The following is a 21,476-nucleotide window of genomic DNA, read 5'->3' on the forward strand; positions in this document are numbered from 1 at the left end:
GCATGTAGGTTAAAAATTCAGTACTACGTTAAAACCAAAAGTCTTCATCAATGGCGAGTTAAAGTAATCCAAGCCAACGGCATTACGCTGTCCTAGCAGGGATGCTCCAGGGTAATTCCCTTTATATTTACTCCAATACATCAGGTTCTCGGCATAGAGGGTCAAATCAATTTTTTTGAGGTATCGCCAGGATAGATCAAAACTACGTGAAAGATTTACGCTAGAAAGACGTAAGTAACTTGCATCTTCGATGACATCTTCAGCCACACCCGATAGGCCATAACGTACCCATCTATTATTTTCGGTGCCCAATGCTGGATCATAATAGTCAACCAATTTGTGGTTTCTATTTCCCTGCGGGTCAATCCCTGTAAACAATTGATCTTTAAGCAATCGTTCTGTAGAGGCTTCCATTGAACGCCCCATGTAATTGAGCATTTGTCGTGTTCCATTCCACACTTTGCCACCCTTGCTCCATTCGAGATCAAAATCAAAACGGATCCCTCTATATTGTAATGCATTACCAAAGATCAAGGCAAAATCAGGATTTGGGTTTCCCAGAATCTTTTGCTCAGGAGCTACAATGGGATAGCCATCCTTATCAACCTTTAGCTGCCCATCAGCAGTACGTTCATATGCAGTTCCCATAATCACTCCGATCGGTTGACCAACGACATAGTTTTTACTGATTTCCTGCATACCAGCTATTTGGATTCGATCAGACTCCACATTGATTTTATCGACCTTATTGACATAACGATGAAAGTCTAGTCTTGGAGACCATCTCAACGGGCTATTGAAGGCTCCAAAATGAGAAGAAATGGCAATCGTGAATCCCTTTTGTTGATAATCGACAGCATTGTTCAAGCGATATTGATTACCTTGCCAAAGTGGGACATAGCCATTCTTCACATAAAACTGATAAAAATTTCCCTCAAGGGTCAATAGCTGTCGTTTGAGTGAGGCACCAAACTCATAATTGATTTTCCGCTGCAATTTATCCACAGGATCCCGCAATAGCAATTCGTCCACGGGTAGGAAGGATTGAAAATCCTTGATGGAATATCGCATCAGGCTAAATTGTATATCATTATTGATTTGGTTGGGTTCAAGATGTGAAAGATTGAATTGCCCCCATACATTGGTGATCATATTTCCCCAATCAAACAAATCAAAATTAAATCTTCTTTCCAATTGGCCAACAAAATTGAAGGCAGTCTTATTTTTACTTTTGTTGCTTACCAGGATACTTGGCAGCAGATCAAAGGCCCAGTTGCCATTATCTCCATCGAATTCCTTCGCTACCAAGCCAGCCTGAAATTCTGAGGATTGGTGCAACAAGGATACTGGCGCAACACCCGCCACAGAACGATCTAAAGACATCCATTGGTTTTTGTACCAAAAATTTCCCTGTAGATACAACTTTTTGCCTTTAGCCAAATAATACTTACCCTGTACATTCGTATCAAAAAGTCTTGTCTTTAATTTACGGTTGACAAATATATCTTGGTTCCCTCTGGCTATGTTCCCAACAAGACCATAGTCTAGTGCATTTTGTTGGTATTGATAGTTGAGTTGTGCGCCCAAGAAAAATCGGCTATGATCCCAATCATATTTCAATGTGCCAAGGTATTTCTGATTAAATTGATTATCGCGATTATTTTGTAATAGAAACCAGGGATTGGCATATACATCTGAAATAATAACATTCGGTTGTGATTTAGCATCAAAATTGATTGGTGATAGATAGGCTCCCATAAGGACATTGGCGTAGTTATTACCTATCATAGGCATCTTTTCATCGGATTGATTAAACTTATTCAATACCTGGAGGCGATGTCCAGCTCTCAATTGAGGAGAGTAATTCAGCTGCGCCCCCCATGAATTAGTTTTGTTTGGGTAAAATACCCCCTGTTTCTTGGTATATTCGATTTCACCATAAAATTTTCCCAGCCCATCCTGTTTGTAGGTCATATCCAAGGTCGTGGACGTTTGGTAACCATTCCGATAGATATTTTTGTTGTTGTAAACTGTAGGTAGGCCCGTTTGGGTAGCCGAGGGACCCCAACTATAAGGCACATCATTCGAAGCAACCAATTTCCCTCCGACAGCATGCCCCTGTACATAATCAGTTTGCAGCTTTACACGATCATCCGCTTTACTAATTAGTCCACCAAGTGTCAGATTAATATCTAGGAGTCCATATCCCGGCGTCGGGTTCTGATGAATATACACTCGATTTTTCTTCTCCTCGAGGCTGTAATAAGAACCACCATTATTTCTAAAGACGACCGGTCTAGGGGAACCTGTTGTGATTGAGCTATCTATTGGAAACAAATTCACATCAGTATGCTGTTCTTTCGCTGCTACGAGTTCGACAAGATAACCTCCAGACTTATCAAATGGATCCGACCGAAACTCATATAATAGGTAAGTCGTTGGTAGCTGAACTGGATATTTCCACACCTGTATTTTATCCCGGTCATTGAGGTTAATCCCAAATACGCCCTTGGCATCGGAGTGTACTACAGTCCGACCTCTACTATTAATCGGTTCATCAAAACTGAGCAGCACCTTATCGGACACTCTGATCACGGCAGCATCTTTAAGAGGCTTTCCACTGGCATCTGTAATCTTGCCTTCGTAGTGGCTCACCTGGCCAAAAAGCGCCTGTGTAGTACAAACAAATAGGAACAAACAGGTATACTTTATCATCTTTTTAAGCAATAATTTGAACAGGGATGCGGCGGGCGGCAGAATTCCATAAAACATATTGTTTTTTTTTTGAGAGACTTTGATAAAATCCGGTTAAATAACTTTCTCCATAAAAATAGAACTAAAAAACAATAAATTTATATTATTTTGGTGGTGAAATATTTTTGCAATATAGCGCGATATCTAATTGATCAAAGCCAATGCGTGTAACTAAAAAAAACAAACTTTTTTCATTCGTTATTATAGTTATTGTTCTTGGCATTATTGCATTTCCAATTGTCCATATTCTTAGAACAAAATGGGGAGAAACAGACATTCACAGGACACTTCCGCCTCATTATGTGGATGATGCCAGTACCTTAAACCCAACCAAAGTCGACACCATCATTGCCATTCCAAAAGACAGGTCAGCGATCGAAAATCAATTGCGGCAAATTCTGCAGTATGCAAATGCCAAGGGCTTAAAAATCTCCGTCGCAGGGGCGCGTCACAGTATGGGTGGGCATACGATGTATCCCGATGGAATTGTAGTCAATATGCTCCCTTACAACCACATGGATCTGGATACTGTTGAAAATATACTGACAGTCGGTTCGGGAGCACTTTGGTCAGATGCTATTCACTATTTAGATCATTATGGCAAATCAATTGCGGTGATGCAAGCATTTAGTTCTTTTTCTATTGGAGGCTCGCTCAGTGTAAATGGACATGGATGGCAAAAAAATTCGCCACCTTTAGCGTCCAGTGTACATTCCTTTACATTAATGAATGCCAAAGGTCAGGTGCTCCTTTGCAGTAGGAAAGAAAATAGCGAACTTTTTCATCATGTGATTGGTGGATATGGCTTATTTGGTATTATACTCGACGTGAAACTTAAAGTCGTCAATAATCAATCTTTAAAATTTCATTACATCAATTTAGCGCCCGAAAATTACACGAAATACTATAAAAAATATATTCTTGACAACCCGAAGGTCGATCTAGTTTTTGGTCGGTTACGCGTATCCAACAAGAATTTTCTAGCGGAGGCTACGCTCAACTATTTTGAGCAGACGGCAGAACAACCGATACAGCTGTCTCAACAGAGCAAGAAAACGGAAGAAACCAAGAGACTGATATTTCGGGGTAGCGTCAATAGCGAATATGGAAAGCGGCTCCGCTGGGACCTTGAGACATCCTCTGCTATTCCGGCAAGGCATCTTACCTTCACCAGAAATGAGATCATGGATAGCCAAGTCTCTTTGATTGAAAATAAAGATACCACATCGACAGATCTGCTCCACGAATATTTTATTCCTGAACGAAATTTCATGAAATTCATTCAGGATATAAAACCTATTTTATTAAAATCAAAGCTAGATCTACTAAATATTACAATCCGTGCGGTCAATCGGGACGATGATGCTTACCTAAACTATGCCCAGGAAGATGTTTTCGGTTTCGTACTACTGTTTAATCAGAAAAAAACAGCACAGCAAGAAGCCGAGATGCAGACACTCACAGATCTTTTGGTTGATGCAACTATTAAAAATGAAGGAACCTATTATCTTCCTTATCGTTTACACATCACAAAAGACAAAATGAGGAAAGTCTATCCAAAAGCAGACAGTTTTTTCAGGACCAAAACAAAATACGACCCGTCGGAACTCTTCAACAACAAATTTTATAGGCACTATAAATAACCGCCAGATATTGAGCTATATTGATATTGTCAGCAATGGAACATCGAGGCCAGAGGCCATCATCCGTGTTTTGCTGCGATGTGTCAACGAGCTCCAGAAACCATATTTATAAGGAATCATAACCAATAGGTCCGTATGGCTTTCCTTGACCTCATCACGAATAGCTTTCACCACTTCATTTGAAGTTACATTTTTATAGTAATAGCTGACGATCCCCATCACATCGTTGATGGCTTCGCGGGTAGCACTACCTTTTTCCTCGTTTAGCTGTTCGACGGTTTTACGGATATTGAGCACCTCTAAGACAGCATTAAAGTCAGTTGCAAAATCTTTAACTTTTTCTAGGATCTCTTTTTGGACACCACGAACGATGTCGCAGGCAAAGAGAATATGTTTTAGGCCGGTGAATTGTGCTCCCAATGGTACAGAGAGAATAGGAATTTTTAGCCTACTGATGGCTGCGGTCGTTGTATTGCCCAACATATCCTGGTCAAACGACCGTTTGGCCATACCCATGACCAGTAGATCGGCACCGGTTTCCTGAATACATTTTGTAATCTGATCGTAGAACAAACCAGTAGCCAGATAAGGGACAGCGGGCACCCCACTCTGCTGGGTAATAGCCTCCGCTTTATGTTTTAAAATCTTGTTTTGATGTTCAAAAATTTTGAACATAGAATCGGGAGAAAGACGTGCATTCATCGCATGGATGGAAGGGTTCTGGAGAGAAAATAAGACAATCTCATATTCTTTACCTGCAAAAACTTCCAGTATAAAATTCAAGGCATGTTCTGCCTCTTCAGCATAGTCTGTAGCAACAATAATCCGTTTCATATGATCCGATTTAATACGATTAAACAATTCCTTATTAATACGATCAAGTTACCGAAAAATAATAAATCTGTCAACCGGACAATTGTCTCAGCATCGTCAATTTTCTCCCGATTTTACAGCTATTTTGAATAGCTATCTTTTACAAAAGAAGCCTTTTTCAGGTAGTCGATACTTTGCTCAAGGCCTGTGTAAATATCATTGCGTGTATCTTCCAATTCAACGAAAAGATATTTCAGTCCACCTGTTTTAGCATTGTTAAAGATCGCATCAAACCCAACCATTCCACTTTGACCGATTTCACGGTGGTCTTTGATATGTAAAGCTTTAAATCTGCCTGCGTACTTGTTGAAATAATCCACAGGGCTTACATCTCCGATTACTGCCCAGTAAACATCCATTTCAAAAAACACATTTTCAGGATTGGTATGCTCCAACATGTAATCGAACATCACTTTATCCTCTACCTTTTTAAATTCGTGTGCATGGTTGTGGTATCCATACAATATTCCCTGTTGGCGGCATTTTGCACCTACAGCATCCAAATAGCGGCATTGCGTTTCAAGATCTTTGAGCGTCTTAGGCACATCCATCCAAGGAGTTACAATGTATTTCATACCGGCAGCTTTGTGGGCAGCGATACATTCGTCCCACCATTTTAGGGATTCGGAGAAATCTCCAGATGCAAGTTCCTGTGCAGACAATGTTTTTGTCGCATGGGACGACAATACCTTCATTCCTGTTTTTTCCACTTTGGCTTTAAATTCCTGTGGGCTCAGGTTGTACAGTTTACCATCTTTATAACCAGCAGCTTCCACTCCAGTATAACCAAGCGCAGCGATCTTTTGTAGAATTTGATCGAAATTCGGGTTCTTGCTGATTTCTTCACGTACAGAGTATAACTGTAGACCAATTTCTTTTTTTGCGGCTTTTTGTTGCGCAAAAGTCGGATTGATGGCCAATAGCATACAGCCAGCCATTAAAGATCCGATGAGTGTTCTTCTTTTCATGAGTTTTATTTATTCTATAGACCTATCCAACACGAAAGCTATTGTAAACATCAGTTTACGGGTTGTTTAGGTTTATTCGTGTTAAGTGCAGCTGCAATGTATGCAAATCCGTTAAAAAACACAACGTTTTGGTTTTTTATTTATTCACATCCTCACGTTTTTGAAGGTTAGCAGCAGTCTTCTTTCAACTCGAAAATCGAACATTTTAAACGATTTGCAGCTCAAACTTGTTCTATTGGCAGAGACAACAAAAAAAAGATGGAAAATCAATTCAACACCCCAGAACATAGCAATGAGAAGCAGGAGGAAAAATTACCTCCGATAGCCGTTGAAGAAAAAGATGATGCACCTGCCGGTCGCAATATCAAACGAACGATTATTATTGCCGTTTGTGTGCTGATTGTATTTTATTTGATCTATTATTTTATGAGTTCACATTAAATATGGAGCAGTCCATTGGTCATGAAATAAACAGCTATCCAATCAGAATATTTCAGTTTTATCAGTCTACGGGCTGATAAAACTGAAACAATTATTCAACAATAACGTTAATTCCCACCATTTTAGCTTTGTATTTAATCTTTTCGATGAGGCCATAATAGCTCCAGTTGCGCAATAAAAATTCATCATCTTTGGCCAGTTCCTCTTTATTCGATTGATTGACTAATAAAAGTGTTCCGGCTTGCGTTTTGACACATAGTTCAATCAATCGCCGGCTATATAAGTGGAGTTTACTGTCCACATAATTTTTCTCTTTATCGTTATAATGTTCCAGGCTTTTCATTTTCCGCTTCCTTCCGCGTCCACCTTTATTGAAAGCTGAGGCCTTTTGCAATCTATGGCGGGCGGCCTGAATGGCCATCCGTCGGTAGAGGAACTCTTCTTTGTTACCGATCTGAAAGGACTCTTTACCTACGATAACCGAGATGGGGTGTTCAATTGCCAGTGAAGCCTCCGCGATTACATGTCCTTTCAGTTCTTGGATTTTCTTTGGAAGTTCGAGCGCCAGCAGTAGTAATATTTTGCCTTTAACAATCTTAATTGCGCTGCTACAGACTTTAATCTGCCCCACCAATGCCCGTTGCAGCAGCACCCTTTTATCCGATCGGTCTTTGCCGAGGTAAGTTCGAAACGGTATTTTGAATAGTGTGAATCTAAAATCTCTATTATTCTCATCTTTGCTGAAATTAACCTGTTTACCAGAAAAAGGGATCGGCATATCTTTTTTATAGTTGCGGAGCGATTTCTCTCCTTTCCAATAGGCCAGGCGATCTGCCTGAAAATATTTTATTAAGGCAGTATTTATATGCGACAAGATATCCGTTGGAATCTGTCCTTTGAAGTAAGCGGATAGCAGGCGATAGGTGGTATTCATGCGGGAAGTATTGAGTATCCCCGCTTCATCTTTGGCATGATCTGCCAATTTCACTTTGACATCCTCTTTCAGGTAAATCAGATCTTTCAGATTTTCCTGCACATATTGATGCGTGATGACCATATTGGCACCACGGAAAACGACATCCTGCCATTCAAAAAGTTGTTTAAAATATTCAGATCGTTTTTCCTTGTCATCGCAGTCCACGAATACCTGGATTTTGCGGGTTAATACCATTGTATCGGTAGCCATATCTTTCGTTTATTTAGTTATGCTGTTTTCTTTGGAGCCTTAATTTTTGCATGTGCATTGATAAATAATTTCCGCACCTGTCCCCCATCCAATTGCAGTGCTTCGGAAATCTGATCAAATGAATACTGCAGTTCATAGCGCATGCGGAATATCTCCGCTTCTTCGGCTGTCATTTCGTTGTTTAATTTAAATTCAGCGGGTTTGGCTATCAATTGCATTTTCTCTTGGTTATTAAAGATGGAGCGGAGAAATTCGATGGTTTTCTCTACACGGAGGCTGACTTCATAATCCGATATTCCCCCCATGTGGTAAGAGATACGTTCATAGTTAAAACTATATTTAAGACAGAGTCGAATGAAGAGCTGTTGATCGTTGTTGAGGTTGGGCAGGATTTGGTTGAGTTGTTTTAGTTTCTCTTTTTTCTCCTGTTCCAGTTGTTCGAGATAGAGGATATCCACTTCGGGCTCTTCTTCGAGTTCATATCCCAGCAGAAACTCCTGATAATCTTCGATACCATCCAATCGGAGGAGGCTACGGTGAAACCTATTGCGTGATTTTTGGAAGAAGGCGTTGATGGCGGATTTGACCTGAGATTTAAGGAATTCGAACAGTTCGGTTTCGGAATTCACATTTTCACGGAATAGCCAGAGTCTGAGAAAGGCTTCCTGTGCAATACTTTCTCCGGTACATTCGTCATCTGTTGCACGGTGGGCACGAAAGCGGAAGTAGTCGTAGAATCTTTGGTAGAAGAATTTCAGTCCATTTTCATTGCCATTATGAAGGCATTGGAGCGCATTTTTTGCGTCCTCATTACGTACAAGAAGTTTCATAATTGTTTATATAGTTAGTAAAATTACTTACCAGCGCCCCAGTAATTCTGGCGGATTTTGTGGGAACTGGAGCGAGGTAAGTTTATAGCATGGTATGGTAAAAGCTTATTGGTATTGAGAATGGGAAGATTGCTAGGGAAATGTCTTTGTATCACAACAAAAAACTTTATTACAGGTGATACTGTTGTGGATACCTTAGGTTTTATAGTACCTAACACCTCAATTTTTCATTTGGTATGAAGACACCGAGTTGTAGATACCCAACATTTCATAATACCTAACACCCTTAACTATTTTATTACTCTGGAGCCGGAGGTTGTAGATACCCTACATTTCAAAGTCTCTAACAACAAAACTTTCCATTTGACCAACGTAATGTATGTTGCAGATACCCTACATTTCATAGCATCTAACAACCTACCTAACCCTATTTCCTTGCAAACCAAAACATAAATCAGCTTCTATTCTAAAAAATCCAGCTATTAGGATACATAATATCTTTATTAAAAAGGGTATTTAGTGAGTCTCATTTACGCTCACCCTATGGCATAACAAGATGCCTCAATATAATTTTATTATTGATTTTGGAAAATATCGTTGGTATAGATCGGGTCAAATCGTAGTAGATTTACTGGCTGTAACAGCCCAGATCAAAAGAATCGAAAAAGTGCCTTTAGTCGTTTATACCCTAGTTTTATTGTCTTTTACAACTATGATCTTAAACAACTCGGCTCTGGGTGATTGTAAATGAACTGCATTTCATAGTCTTACAACAAAGAGAGGAGCGTTTCGAACAATTAAATACTAATTTGTTGTAAATACCCGACATTTCATAGCGTCTAACAATCTGTTCCCAATGAATGACATTACAAAGAGCTGCAGATAGCCTACATTTTATAGTATCTTACAACCTACTGCACCATATCTTCCTATAAACCAAAGCACAGCATCAATGGCCAACAAAAAATCCAGTTGTTAGGACACATAATATCTTTATTAAAAAGGGTATTTAGTGAGTCGCCTTTTGCGCTCACCCTACGGCTTAACAAGAAGCCTCATTTCATAATCGAACCGATCATCAAGAATCTGATCAGTCTATATTTTTAATCCTCCTTATTTCAATACCAATAAGTCAAAGAACGTTCACATCATTTACACAAAACAATATCGTAAAATAATACATTATTTTGCGCAAAATAAAATCTAAACAAACTCAAAAACAGAGTCCATTTCAATCTTTCGAATAATTTACTTTTTTTATTCATCCTATGCTTTAAGCGGCAGCTACAAGCCAATAATAGAGTTTATCAACATAGGACATTAGATACAAGTCTATAAAATCGAATTCAATTTTATTCTGGAGACTTTACAATATTTTTATGATTTAGTTTTCTCATGTATTAGATTTTAATCACTCAACAACAATTATCCCTATTTAATAGAACATCGCTGTTATTCATATTTAGTTATCGGCTATCGTTAATACAAATATAATTTTTTAAAATTATATACACAAATATATTTATTAAATTAAATACATTTTTTGCGCAAATATATTATCACTAATATTTATAATAGGATACAAATAGGACGAGATCCTATCCAAAAACAGATCCCAAATAGCCAAATTACCGCCAATCAAGTTTTGAAAATACAAGAGAATAGTTCTCAGAACCTATAAAATTGAGACCTATTAGTATTCAATAAATTGGTTTTAACTCGGTTCCATGTCGTTCCCTACCCAAAAGATCTTATCCCGCAAAAATGGTAAATTCCAGTCTTCGATATAGATCGCATTTTCAAATTCTGCAGACCAGCCATCAGTAACAACATCTTTGTTCCCTTTTTCTTTCCGGATAACGATATATTTTCCGGTAATGAAATTGATAGATTTTGTCATGAAGACTGCGTCTTTCCGATAACTCAGATCATAGCCTATAATTTGAATCCTGCGGTTCTCGACATTAAATCGATATTTTATTCTTTCAACCAAATCTTTCCTCTCTCCAGATATATTCGGTACCGATTTCTGATCCGGATATTCAACTCTTATTTCAAGGATCTTATTGTTTATGAATTTAAAAAACGTCCAATAATCGACGCCCTCCCTATTATATAAAATACTATTATTCAGAATATTTATATTGACTTCTTTTTTTATCGCGGATAGGTTAGCTGAAAGAAAAGATTGGACGATTTCATCTTCATTTTTTACGATTTTGAAATGATCAGGAATAGTATCATCATCAAACTTCGATGATAAGCTGCCTGCGATTTCCTCACCCTTTATTCTTTCTTCATCCGTTTCTATTTTTACGTAACCGCTATCCTCTTGAACTTGTCTTTTTCCGGCTTCCAGCGTTTTTTGCGCTCCGTTCGTGGTTATTTTTTGCACGCTGTTTTCACAGGACTGTACGATAAAAACCAGGAACAGCAATAGGCGTATGTTTTTCATTCTTTCTTCTATTGGATAGTTTATTAAATCGTATATCAACTCATCAATATTTCTTATTTTTTTGTATTCAAAGCATAAATCCATCTTAAATCTAGTATTTTTCCTAGCTTGTATGATGTTTCATTTTATATTCGACAACCCCTTTTTATAATTCGTTTTAAAGGAATATTCATTCGATATATTGAAATACCTTTAACAGCTCAGCTATTTATAAACAAATGGAGGCATCGAATTTATGAATATTACATGATGACGACTATATAACATAAAGCCCCTAAATAAAAATTTTGTATTTTACTGCTATGACGTCTTCACTTATTCAAGTTGGAATCCCGGAGATCCTGTCCACACAGTTGGAATTGACAGAACCATTCTACTTCATTATTTTGATGGAACATGAACTTTATTTTTCGATAGACCTGGTGCCTTATCGATCTGTTGCGAAAAGCATTTTATTTCTATCCCCTTTTCAACTGTTTTCAGTTCAAGAAAAATTGCCTGACCATACGATGGTTTTAAAATTTCATGGCGATTTCTATTGCATCGAGTATCATAAGGATGAGGTAGCTTGTAATGGCTTATTATTCAACAACATCTACCAGCAACCACATGTCGCATTGACGCAAGATGCTTTTCAGGAGATTGCTGAGATCATAGACAAAATAGATCATTTAAAATATTAACACGCTTCCTTTGATCAGGCAATTACAAAGACCTATCTGCAGCTCATCCTTGCCATTGCAAGCAAGCAGAAAATATTGACCAATAAACTATCCTTGCCAATCACATCACGCAAAGATCCTATCGATGGTTTTGAACAACTTTTGGAGAATGAGTACAAAACACATAAAAGTGTATCTTTTTATGCAGAATATTACAATCTGAGTTCAACCGCTTTCACAAAAAAAGTGAAACAGAAATGGGGTAAATCCCCCTCCACACTTATTCAAGAACGTATTGTGCTCGAAAGCAAAAGGCTTCTCCACTTGACCCCAAAGAGCATCAAAGAAATTGCGGCTGAACTACAGTATCTGGATGAATTTTATTTCAGTAGGTTTTTCAAAAAGATGACTGGTGTATCCCCTAAGGTCTTTCGCGAAGAGGTTGGACTCTCTATTGTTGCTAAAAAGTCTATGTTATAAACTTATTTGTCCATGTTTTGACTACCTAATCCTATCTAATTTTGCTTTATCCTTAAATCAATAAAGTAAGATGGAAAAAATAGTAAACATGCTCGCCACAAGCCAAAACAGCTTTATCAATTTTGCCCGCATCGCGATATTTATCGTCATGGCCTGGATAGGTGGTTTAAAAGTGTATCAATACGAAGCAGATGGTGTTGTACCATTTGTCATCAATAGTCCCTTTATGAATTTCTTTTACCACAACACCGGAAAATATGCCGAGGATAAAAATGGAAAACTAGTTCCCGAATATCAGCTATTCAAAAATCCAGAAGGCCTGATGGTGAAGAAAAACATGAGCTGGCATCAGCAAAACGGGACATATACCTTTGCTTATCTGTTGGGTTTTGTGATTGTTGTCATCGGTTCGATGACTTTATTGGGAATCTGGTTTCCAAAAATAGGTTTATGGGGCGCCATTTTTACGATAGGGATGTCCATCGTGACACTAACATTTCTCATAACCACACCTGAGACCTTTGTACCAAAACTAGATGGTGATTTCCCTTCGCCAAATGTTGGCTTTCCTTACCTATCCGCAGCAGGCCGTTTGGTAATAAAAGATGTTATTATGCTAGCAACAGGGATGCTCATTGCTTCCGATAGCGCAAAGCGCATACTGGCCAATAAATCCACCTTCTAACTTGATGGTTCTGGCGTAAAAGGAACACTTGGATACCAAAAATAGGGTGATTACAAGAATCATCAAAAGAGAAAAAAGTAACTTACCTCAGCCTTGGAAGAACTTCGATAGATTCTTATGGGACCCGAGACTGGGTAAGCCGCTGCGAGTGCTACTTTTTTTACTTTTCAAGCTACTTACCTCGGCTCCGATAGAAATTGACGGATTACCTGGGTTCTGAAGCTAGGTAAGTCAGTATGCAACCAAGCATTGCAATTTTTACTTTTTCACGCAACTTACCGCAGCCTCGGCGGAACTTGACGGATTCTTTTGAAAACCGAAGCTGGGTAAGTCGACTTTTATCTTAATTTATTTTTCATTGGTATGCGCTAGATCATCGCTAGAACATGGATATAGGGCTATTTTGCAATTTTTTAAACACATTGATAAAAAGAAAACACAACCTCAACAAAATATCAATAAAAGAATAAATATTTATAAATAATACAAATTAAAACAAAAAAATTAAACAATATACATAAAAATCAATTTCAATATAACACATTCTTTTAATGACATGTTATAGCGAATATAGAGAAAAAAAATATAATTGCAAATTTTTAAACAAAATAATAAACTATATTTTGCACAAATTGTTATTCAATTCGTTACATGACGGACGATAACAAACACAGACTGGAATGGATTGGTTTACGCTTTCGCACAAAGCGTAATGAACTCTATTATTCTTTGAGAGATGTATCAAACCTGACAGGCATTTCCACAGGAACCTTAAATGGCATAGAAAAGGGGCGAGATCTTACCATGACCAACTTCCTGTTACTGTGTCATAGCCTAGAAATCCAACCCAAAGTTTTCTTTCAGGACGATATTATATTCAATCCGCCCTATTCACTCTCCCCTGATGTGCAAGAAAGAATCTCGATCAATAAGAAACTAGATCAGCTGGTTTACCACTCCAATTTCTTTCATCGTCCCAAACGCGTTGCAGAGGTTCTAAATGAATTGGAGATTGATAAAAGTCAAAGCAACAAGTTCTCCGTATACCTTTCCGCTTATTGTGAAGAAGGTGCACTTACTTATGAACAACAAGGCAACTATAAAGAATACCGAAAGAAAGGTGACCTTACTTCGAAAACTCCCGAAAACGGTTAGCTCTTTTAAAAGTGCCCAAATCATTAAATCGAACACCGTACTTTTTCAACACCTCCTGTGCTTTCTTACGACCGATATGACGTACATAGAAAGTTTCATTGACGACAAAGTGATGAATACTATGTGTCCAGCCAAAAAAGAAACAGAATAATTGCATGGGGTAAGTCCACCAGATGTTGAGAACCTGTGTCTGCTCGATCACATTCCCCTCCTCCACGTCACCGAAATAATGCATATTGGAAGTGATAAAATGCAAGCAGAACTGCCGCAGTAAATTAGGCAACAGGATCGTATAAATAATCACATTTAGACTTATCAACATGTTATCCACATAGTGTGGAAAACTCAAATCCAAGACAGAATATCCATTCAACCAATCCAATAACGCATCCGCAAAGAAGAAATATAAGATGACATGTGCAAAAATCGTCACTGGAACAATGCTCAAGAACATGATCTGTTTCAATTTTGATGATATCTCCACCTTCAAGTTGCCATTCTTGACTTCTCGATCCATATCACTAAACATACGATGCAAACGCAGCAGTCCACCCAAAACAACATCGGGCGTTGTCAACAGACGTTTTATGGTCCAACGTTCGCCATTGGTCACACTACGTTCCTCCACATCGTGTAATGTTCCTGAAAATTTATGATGATGATGGTGTAGGGTCCGTCGGATCCAAGGGTTGACTGTCAGCGGACGCAAGATCCAAACGGTGAAAAGCATAAAATGATGTACGGTCTTCTGCTTCTTAAAATAAAGCCAATGAATAAGATCATGCTCGATTTCATGAAGAACCCTCATAAAAAAAGCGTTCGCAATAATCATAAGCCAAGTCGGAACAAGCGTTTTGTACCAGCCTATCGATACGGCAAGGATAGCGACAATAGCAATTAAAAATATAGCCAATCCGATACTATTCTGAAGTTTTAATATGGGATAAGCCCCTTTAAGCTGTTGATAGGACAGATTTATTTCCTTTCGGATCTGACTCGACTTTTGTTGATGTGTCAATGTAATGTGATTTTAAAGACAAAAATACAGTTTTTTTACCGGACATCACTGCAGCTCTTTCCTTTAGAATGTGGATGACTACAAGATATTTATCACATTTAAAAAAAAATCTGTAACATAGTTCCCTACACCTATACTAATTTGAAAAATAAACATATTAAACTAGACAATTATGGAAAAGCGATCTATTTACAGCTGGAAAAACAATTTATTGGGAAATAAATCAAAGTTATATAACAATGATACCCTGATCGGCTCATTGGAATCCAATGACTGGACACTAGATGCCAATGTCTCTATCCGCTCAGATCAATATAGTTTTAAAAATAAAGGTCTTTTCAACCCATATACTGAAATACGCAATAAACAGGGTGAACTGATCGGTGACATCGAATACAACAACTGGACAGGGGGAGCAACCATTAGTCTAATTGACAAAAAATACAAGTGGAGTACACGGAATATGTGGATGTCGGCCTGGAAAATCGAAGACGAACAAGGACAAATTGTTGAAGTAAGTCCTTCTGTCATGGGGAATGGCGGAACAATAGAGAGTATTGAAAACAGTGAATTATTGTTATCTATTAGCCTATATCTCCAAAAAAGAGTTGCGGTGATGTATTCAATGGTCGCACTTATCCCCATCTTCGCAATACTCTTATTTTAATCAATCTGAACGATATTCATTACGATTTCATTTTATATAAAACAGGCGAAATGCCTGTTTTTTTTTGTACTAATCACAAGCCGCAGCCCTCTCCCATTCAATACTAATACTTGTCTTTAACTAGGGGCCAACTAGGGGCCTAACTTTCATTTAATAGGGACTTCATACGGACCTCATTCGGACTTTACCCGGACCTCATTCGAATAAAAGCGTATAATCTCCCTGTTATACCCCTGTTTTATATCAGTTAATTTACATTAAGTACACTGCTTGAAGCAAACTTTCCCCCTACTTGTCTGTTAAAAGAGTCAAACAAATTATAAATGAATTTATGGCACGAGTAAATAATGGAGCAAACGGCGCTCCATCCGGAAAGGTTGGCGCTGTCGTGTTTTGCAAATGGAAGGATATCACCTATGTACGTTCGCTTCCTAAAGTCAAGAAAAGAAGAAAACTATCTGACAGTGAAAATAAAAATAGAAGTAAATTTGCCTTTACACAGGCTTTCCTGGGTCAATTCACAAAATTTTTCCGCTTAGGTTTTCAGCGATATAAAGAAAATATGACCGCATTTAATGCGGCGATGTCCTATCATCTTGAACATGCTGTCCTCATGGATACACAGGGGCCTGCAATCAATTATGAAAAATTTGCGATCAGTAGAGGACTGGAAGATATTATCGTTTCCACATCCACCGAGATCGTAAATGACAAGCTCGATATCAAATGGGAACTCAACATAACGAAAGAATTGCTGCACCATGAGCTTAGTGACTTTAGAAGCATAATACTCTTATTGCCTGAGGATCCGAAAAACCATGCCACTGGAGTATCATTGGGCAATTCTATCGAATATAGATCTCAATTGATTGATCTACCTAAGGTCAGTGAAAGCTCAATTTTTCATCTCTATCTCGGTTTTGCAGCAACAGATGGCAGCAATCGTAGTATGAACAGCGTTTATCTGGGTATAGTAACAGTAGAGAAAGAATGATGGAACTTTATGCCAAATACCTTATGACGATAAACAGGATTGCTATTCTCGTTTCACAGTAAATGATTCATAATTCTTCTGCATATAAAGGTACAGATCATACGTATTCCAGGATTGCACCTGTTCAAAAGTTGACCTGTAGGCTTCCATAAAAGTCGTAATATCCTCGTCTTTTATGGTGATACTCATTTTAACAGCATTTCTATTAAAGACACTGTCTATTTTGCTCTCCTTAACCGCAAGTTGGATATTCCTCTCCATTGCTCTAGCTCGTTTTCCATTCTTGCTGAAAAGTTCGTAGAAAAAAGTGATCGGTTTCCCGCCAAAGGGATTCAGTAGCGCGATAGGTGGTTCATTTCAGTTTATAAAAACGCTTTAACACTATTTAGCTGTTTGCCGTATAAATCACCCCGGTTGACAACGACCAACATCAGGTAATGTGTTTACAAAATATTAATTCACAATAAGATAACACAAACCTAACACAAAATCATTCCTCTTGTGTTTAACTTAGTAAGAATGAATGATATGGCTTTCAATCGTCTTATTTCTACTGTCCTTCTTGGTTTCAGTACCCTGTTATGGTCCTGCGGTAATACCGATCATACCATCAAAATGAAAGGTTCGGATACCGAAGTGAATCTTGCTGTTAATCTAGCCGAGGCCTACAATAAAACAGATCCAACATTCAGTATGGCTATCTCCGGTGGCGGGTCGGGACTTGGTATTACTTCCCTATTGAATGGTCAGGCAGATATCGCCAACTCATCGCGTCCCTTGACGGAAGAAGAACAGGCACTCTTCGAAAAGAAGAACATGCCCCTGAAAACCGTTGTCTTTGCCGAAGATGCCACCGCTTTTGTTGTTCACAGCGACAATCCGATCACAGAAATCGATATAAAAACGCTTTCAAAAATCATGAGCGGTCAGGTCGAAAACTGGAAATCTGTTTCTGGGCAGGATGTTCCGATCAATATATACGGTAGACAGAGCAGTTCGGGAACCTATTCGTTTATTCGCAAGAAGCTAAAAATAGCCTATAGCCAAAAGGCCAAAGAAATGACCGGAAATGCACAAATTCTGGAAGCCATCAAAATTGACAAGTCTGGTATCGGTTATGTCGGTGCCGGTTATATTTCCAAAAAGATTCAGGATAACAAAGGTATCAAAGTATTGAAAATCAAAAATGATGCAGATTCCAATGCTATATCACCCTTAGATCCTACAGCAATAAAAAATAGATTATATTTTTTTCAACGTCCCCTCTATCAGTTTATTCCCGAAAAATCATGGGCCAAAGTGCTGTCATTTATCCAATTTGAAACCAAAGGAGAAGGGACCAAGATCATCGAAAACTCAGGTTATTACCTTATTCAATAAAATAACATGCAGTACAAAAAACGAGTCGCCATCGATAAGATCGCCAAAATCATATTCAAGTCCACCGGGTATCTGGTGCTTGCACTTTTGGGTGGTATTTTCTTCATGTTGCTTTACAATGCAATTGCCTTCTTTCTGGAAGTTTCGCCATTGGATTTTATCACCGGAAGCCAATGGAATCCCACGGCAGCAGAACCTGCCTACGGCATTCTGCCATTAATCGTAAGTACCTCGATCGTTTCTCTGGGTGCTATGCTGATTGCCATTCCACTGGGAGTGGGTACCGCAGCTTTTATTTCCGAATACGCAAGCCCCAAACTCAAGACGATCTTAAAACCAGCCATTGAGATGCTTGCAGCAATTCCTTCGGTCGTGATCGGCTTTTTGGGGATCGTATTGGTTGGTCCCGGAATAGCGGATCTAAACAACCTACCCAATGGGCTGAATGCATTAAATGGAGCAATCTTACTGGCCATTATGGCCCTTCCAACGATCATTACCATTTCCGAAGATGCCATCCATGCTGTACCGCAGACTTACCGCGAAGCGAGTTATGGTCTCGGTGCATCTCGCTGGCAGACACTGCGCAAGATCACGATCCCAGCAGCAGCACCAGGAATCATTGCCGCCGTCATGCTGGGACTGGGAAGAGCCATCGGCGAAACCATGACTGTATTGATGGCCACGGGGAATGCGGCAATATTTCCTAAAGGATTTTTTGACTCGGTCAAAACCATTACCGCAACTATTGCGATCGAAATGGGCGAAGTCCCCTATCAGACCACACATTACTATGCTTTGTTTGCCATAGCGATTGTCTTATTCTTTATGACCTTGGTGGCCAATCTGATTGGTGAATATTTTATCAACCGCTTTAGAAAATACCATGCTGCATAAATTTAAAAAACTGGCACCAATCGTCGAATGGGGTACGCTTCTCCTGTCCACAGGACTTGTATGCTTCTTTTTGTGCGTGATCCTATACGATATTTTCACGAAAGGCTCCCATGTGCTATCCTGGGAATTTGTCTCCAAGCTACCTTCCGATGGTATGACACGGGGAGGTATTCTTACTCCGATTATAGGCACCGTATTTCTGACCCTGATAACCGCATTATTTTCCATTCCCTTTGGAATCTGTTGTGCCATTTATCTCAACGAATACGCAGAGAATACCTGGCTGACCCGAACGATCCGGGCTTCCATCCGTAATTTATCTGGTGTTCCATCGATCATCTATGGCCTGTTTGGTCTGGCACTCTTCGTTCAGGCATTGAATTTCGGCACCTCGATTTTGTCTGCCGGATTGACCTTGGGCTTGCTGTCCCTTCCCTATATCATTACCACAACGGAGGAGGCCCTGCTCCGTATTCCACGAAGCATGCGGGAGGCCGCATTGGCTGTAGGAGCCACCAAATTTGAATCGATCAAAGATGTGGTACTTCCAGCTTCTCTACCGGGGATACTCACAGGTATTGTCCTGACACTTTCCCGCGCGGCCGGTGAAACTGCACCCATACTATTTACAGGAGCCGCATTCTATATCACCAATTCCTTTGGCAACCTCAATCAGGAGTTTATGGCACTGCCCTATCACCTGTATATGTTATCCACGCAGCATCAGTCGATTGAGGAGGTCAGACCTATTGCATACGGAACAGCATTGGTGCTTATCATTGTGGTCTTCCTCATGAATTTAACAGCTTTCTATATTCGATATAAGTTTAGAAATAATGAAAAGTAAATTGGTCACTGAAAATCTCAACCTATGGTTTGGGAGCAAACAGGTGTTGAAAAATATCAATATCGAATTTGAGGAAAATAAAGTTACCGCTCTGATCGGACCTTCAGGATGTGGTAAGAGTACCCTTTTGCGGAGTTTTAACCGTATGCATGATCTCTATCCAGAAGCCAAAATAGAGGGACATATCAAACTGGATGGTCGCGAGATCTATCAAAAAGATATAGAGGTTACGGATCTACGCAAGCGTGTGGGTATGGTATTCCAAAAAGCCAATCCCTTTCCCAAAAGCATATACGAAAACATTACCTATGGTCTCAAGATCAACAATCTGATTGCTGATAAGACAACCGTACAAAAGGCATTGGAAGAAGCGTATATCTGGGAGGAGGTAAAAGATGATCTGAAAAAGCCAGCTACTCGGCTTTCCGGAGGGCAACAACAAAGACTCTGTATCGCCCGTGCGGTAGCCCTCCGTCCCGAAATTATTTTGATGGATGAACCTTGCTCGGCATTAGACCCGGTGAGTACCCTAAAGATCGAGGAACTTATTCACCATTTGAAAAAAAAATATACCATTGTCATCGTCACGCACAATATGCAGCAAGCGCAACGTGTCGCCGACAAAACCGTCTTTATGTATCTTGGGGAGATTATAGAGCAAGGAGATACGCATCAGATTTTTAACAATCCACAACACGAAACCACTCGTAATTATATCAGCGGGCATTTTGGTTAACCCCTTCAGCAATCCGAAACACACCTTCTGTGTGCATGCCCCCAGACTTTCTCTTATGTTCGGCGAGTTCGTGTCTTGCCGGACATACTAGAAAAAAAGTTTAGCTACAGTACGACAACGCGACGTTAGCTTCCAAAAGGATCAGTCTTCTTTTCTGTCTTTAGTATCCCGATCAAATGCTGTAAAGCTTTCTGTAAACGTTTGGCATCATCTTCGGTTTGAATGGCCCACAAGATCTCCTCGGTATTTGCAGCAGATTTATAACGGATTTGATAACCTGATTTTACCCGTGCAATGACAAGTGGTTCGGACTTTGACAGATCGCTTCTATAATGCTGACCAGTGGACAGAAAAACGGTCAGGACTTTTCCGTCCACCGTAACCGTGTCAATTTTGGTTTCTTTATAGCGATAGGCAATCTTGTACAGCTTATTGATGTAAGCTATGGTCTGCTGTTTGTTGAGCGCTGTATTTTGACCTTGTGATTGTATCCCCATCCCTATTAAGAGAAAGCAACATAAAAGGAAATTTTTCATTCAAAATTGTGTTATTTGTCTATTCTTTATTAGCCTGCACCAGCATCAATTCCGGCACACAGCGAAATAAGCAATTATTTGTCCCTAAAAATATCTATTTATTTACGATTTTCAGTTGTCTATTTTCCAAAATCTATTTATCCAAATTTAATACCAACCAAACGACAAGTGTTATTTCGAAATAAGCCATAAAAATAAAACAACCTGGAACAGCGATTTTGTTTATCAACTACCCCAAGCTGTTTCTCCACCTTTCCCCAACACTTAAT

At 39.2% G+C, this 21,476-nt stretch carries 21 protein-coding genes; 12 read left to right on the top strand and 9 right to left on the bottom strand.

The genetic code is table 11. The features are described from left to right. Nucleotides 1-9 precede the first annotated feature (9 nt). On the bottom strand, nt 10-2,715 hold the full coding sequence (locus M2408_RS17250; RefSeq protein WP_259183740.1) for a hypothetical protein: 2,706 nt from the start codon (nt 2,713-2,715) through the stop codon (nt 10-12). A gap of 200 nt (nt 2,716-2,915) precedes the next feature. On the opposite strand from M2408_RS17250, the gene M2408_RS17255 reads away from it, so the two are divergent. After that, nucleotides 2,916-4,397 (top strand): FAD-binding oxidoreductase, encoded by a 1,482-nt coding sequence (locus M2408_RS17255; protein ID WP_259183742.1) that lies wholly within the window; start codon nt 2,916-2,918, stop codon nt 4,395-4,397. 15 nt (nt 4,398-4,412) lie between these two features. Here M2408_RS17255 and M2408_RS17260 read toward each other — a convergent pair whose 3' ends face one another. After that, entirely contained in the window at nt 4,413-5,231 is an 819-nt protein-coding gene (locus M2408_RS17260; protein ID WP_223580857.1) for a universal stress protein, read from the bottom strand. A gap of 119 nt (nt 5,232-5,350) precedes the next feature. Beyond that, nucleotides 5,351-6,238: a sugar phosphate isomerase/epimerase gene (locus M2408_RS17265; RefSeq protein ID WP_120262071.1), complete on the bottom strand. Its 888-nt coding sequence runs from the start codon at nt 6,236-6,238 to the stop codon at nt 5,351-5,353. Nucleotides 6,239-6,496: 258 nt separating this feature from the next. Here M2408_RS17265 and M2408_RS17270 point away from each other — a divergent pair, with 258 nt between their 5' ends. Then, nucleotides 6,497-6,679: a hypothetical protein gene (locus M2408_RS17270; RefSeq protein ID WP_147420488.1), complete on the top strand. Its 183-nt coding sequence runs from the start codon at nt 6,497-6,499 to the stop codon at nt 6,677-6,679. A 91-nt stretch (nt 6,680-6,770) separates the two neighbouring features. Here the strand turns inward: M2408_RS17270 and M2408_RS17275 are convergent, their stop codons facing one another. From M2408_RS17275 to M2408_RS17285, 3 genes are all read right to left on the bottom strand, one after another. Continuing rightward, nucleotides 6,771-7,865 (bottom strand): hypothetical protein, encoded by a 1,095-nt coding sequence (locus M2408_RS17275; protein ID WP_259183747.1) that lies wholly within the window; start codon nt 7,863-7,865, stop codon nt 6,771-6,773. A gap of 17 nt (nt 7,866-7,882) precedes the next feature. After that, nucleotides 7,883-8,695: an RNA polymerase sigma factor gene (locus M2408_RS17280; protein WP_259183749.1), complete on the bottom strand. Its 813-nt coding sequence runs from the start codon at nt 8,693-8,695 to the stop codon at nt 7,883-7,885. Nucleotides 8,696-10,409: 1,714 nt separating this feature from the next. Next, nucleotides 10,410-11,150: a hypothetical protein gene (locus M2408_RS17285; RefSeq protein WP_259183751.1), complete on the bottom strand. Its 741-nt coding sequence runs from the start codon at nt 11,148-11,150 to the stop codon at nt 10,410-10,412. A gap of 302 nt (nt 11,151-11,452) precedes the next feature. On the opposite strand from M2408_RS17285, the gene M2408_RS17290 reads away from it, so the two are divergent. From M2408_RS17290 to M2408_RS17305, 4 genes are all read left to right on the top strand, one after another. Then, on the top strand, nt 11,453-11,833 hold the full coding sequence (locus M2408_RS17290) for a hypothetical protein (protein ID WP_259183753.1): 381 nt from the start codon (nt 11,453-11,455) through the stop codon (nt 11,831-11,833). Between the two features lie 75 nt (nt 11,834-11,908). After that, nucleotides 11,909-12,292: an AraC family transcriptional regulator gene (locus tag M2408_RS17295; RefSeq protein WP_259183754.1), complete on the top strand. Its 384-nt coding sequence runs from the start codon at nt 11,909-11,911 to the stop codon at nt 12,290-12,292. 70 nt (nt 12,293-12,362) lie between these two features. Then, nucleotides 12,363-12,977, top strand: coding sequence for a YkgB family protein (locus tag M2408_RS17300; protein ID WP_259183756.1), 615 nt, complete (start codon nt 12,363-12,365; stop codon nt 12,975-12,977). A gap of 651 nt (nt 12,978-13,628) precedes the next feature. Next, complete coding sequence (locus tag M2408_RS17305; protein WP_259183758.1) at nt 13,629-14,132, top strand: helix-turn-helix domain-containing protein; 504 nt, start codon at nt 13,629-13,631, stop codon at nt 14,130-14,132. On the opposite strand, the gene M2408_RS17310 is transcribed toward M2408_RS17305, so the two are convergent. Beyond that, nucleotides 14,104-15,150, bottom strand: coding sequence for a fatty acid desaturase (locus M2408_RS17310; protein WP_259183759.1), 1,047 nt, complete (start codon nt 15,148-15,150; stop codon nt 14,104-14,106). The two genes, M2408_RS17305 and M2408_RS17310, sit on opposite strands and share 29 nt — an antisense overlap. Before the next feature lie 172 nt (nt 15,151-15,322). Here M2408_RS17310 and M2408_RS17315 point away from each other — a divergent pair, with 172 nt between their 5' ends. Together M2408_RS17315 and M2408_RS17320 are read left to right on the top strand one after the other, a co-directional pair. After that, nucleotides 15,323-15,817 carry a hypothetical protein gene (locus M2408_RS17315; protein WP_259183761.1) on the top strand — a complete coding sequence of 165 codons (495 nt, stop codon included), beginning with the start codon at nt 15,323-15,325 and terminating at the stop codon, nt 15,815-15,817. A 331-nt stretch (nt 15,818-16,148) separates the two neighbouring features. After that, entirely contained in the window at nt 16,149-16,811 is a 663-nt protein-coding gene (locus M2408_RS17320; RefSeq protein ID WP_259183763.1) for a DUF6266 family protein, read from the top strand. 42 nt (nt 16,812-16,853) lie between these two features. Here M2408_RS17320 and M2408_RS17325 read toward each other — a convergent pair whose 3' ends face one another. Further along, entirely contained in the window at nt 16,854-17,072 is a 219-nt protein-coding gene (locus tag M2408_RS17325; protein ID WP_259183765.1) for a hypothetical protein, read from the bottom strand. Between the two features lie 258 nt (nt 17,073-17,330). Between M2408_RS17325 and M2408_RS17330 the strand changes: the two genes are divergently transcribed. Genes M2408_RS17330 through pstB form a run of 4 tightly spaced genes read left to right on the top strand, consistent with a single transcriptional unit; the run spans nt 17,331 to nt 20,671 of the window. Continuing rightward, the gene (locus M2408_RS17330) at nt 17,331-18,191 is read left to right on the top strand and encodes a PstS family phosphate ABC transporter substrate-binding protein (protein WP_259183767.1); all 861 of its coding nucleotides are present in this window, start codon (nt 17,331-17,333) and stop codon (nt 18,189-18,191) included. Between the two features lie 6 nt (nt 18,192-18,197). Beyond that, nucleotides 18,198-19,088, top strand: coding sequence for a phosphate ABC transporter permease subunit PstC (gene pstC / locus M2408_RS17335; RefSeq protein WP_120262082.1), 891 nt, complete (start codon nt 18,198-18,200; stop codon nt 19,086-19,088). Then, a complete protein-coding gene (gene pstA / locus M2408_RS17340; RefSeq protein ID WP_259183769.1) occupies nt 19,078-19,935 on the top strand; it encodes a phosphate ABC transporter permease PstA in 858 nt (285 codons plus the stop codon). Before pstC ends, pstA begins: the two co-directional genes overlap by 11 nt. Further along, the gene (gene pstB, locus M2408_RS17345) at nt 19,925-20,671 is read left to right on the top strand and encodes a phosphate ABC transporter ATP-binding protein PstB (protein ID WP_120262084.1); all 747 of its coding nucleotides are present in this window, start codon (nt 19,925-19,927) and stop codon (nt 20,669-20,671) included. Before pstA ends, pstB begins: the two co-directional genes overlap by 11 nt. A gap of 125 nt (nt 20,672-20,796) precedes the next feature. Here the strand turns inward: pstB and M2408_RS17350 are convergent, their stop codons facing one another. Next, nucleotides 20,797-21,207: a hypothetical protein gene (locus M2408_RS17350; protein WP_223580876.1), complete on the bottom strand. Its 411-nt coding sequence runs from the start codon at nt 21,205-21,207 to the stop codon at nt 20,797-20,799. Between the last annotated feature and the right edge of the window lie 269 nt (nt 21,208-21,476).

Source organism: Sphingobacterium sp. BIGb0165, from assembly GCF_024810095.1.
GTDB lineage: Bacteria > Bacteroidota > Bacteroidia > Sphingobacteriales > Sphingobacteriaceae > Sphingobacterium > Sphingobacterium detergens.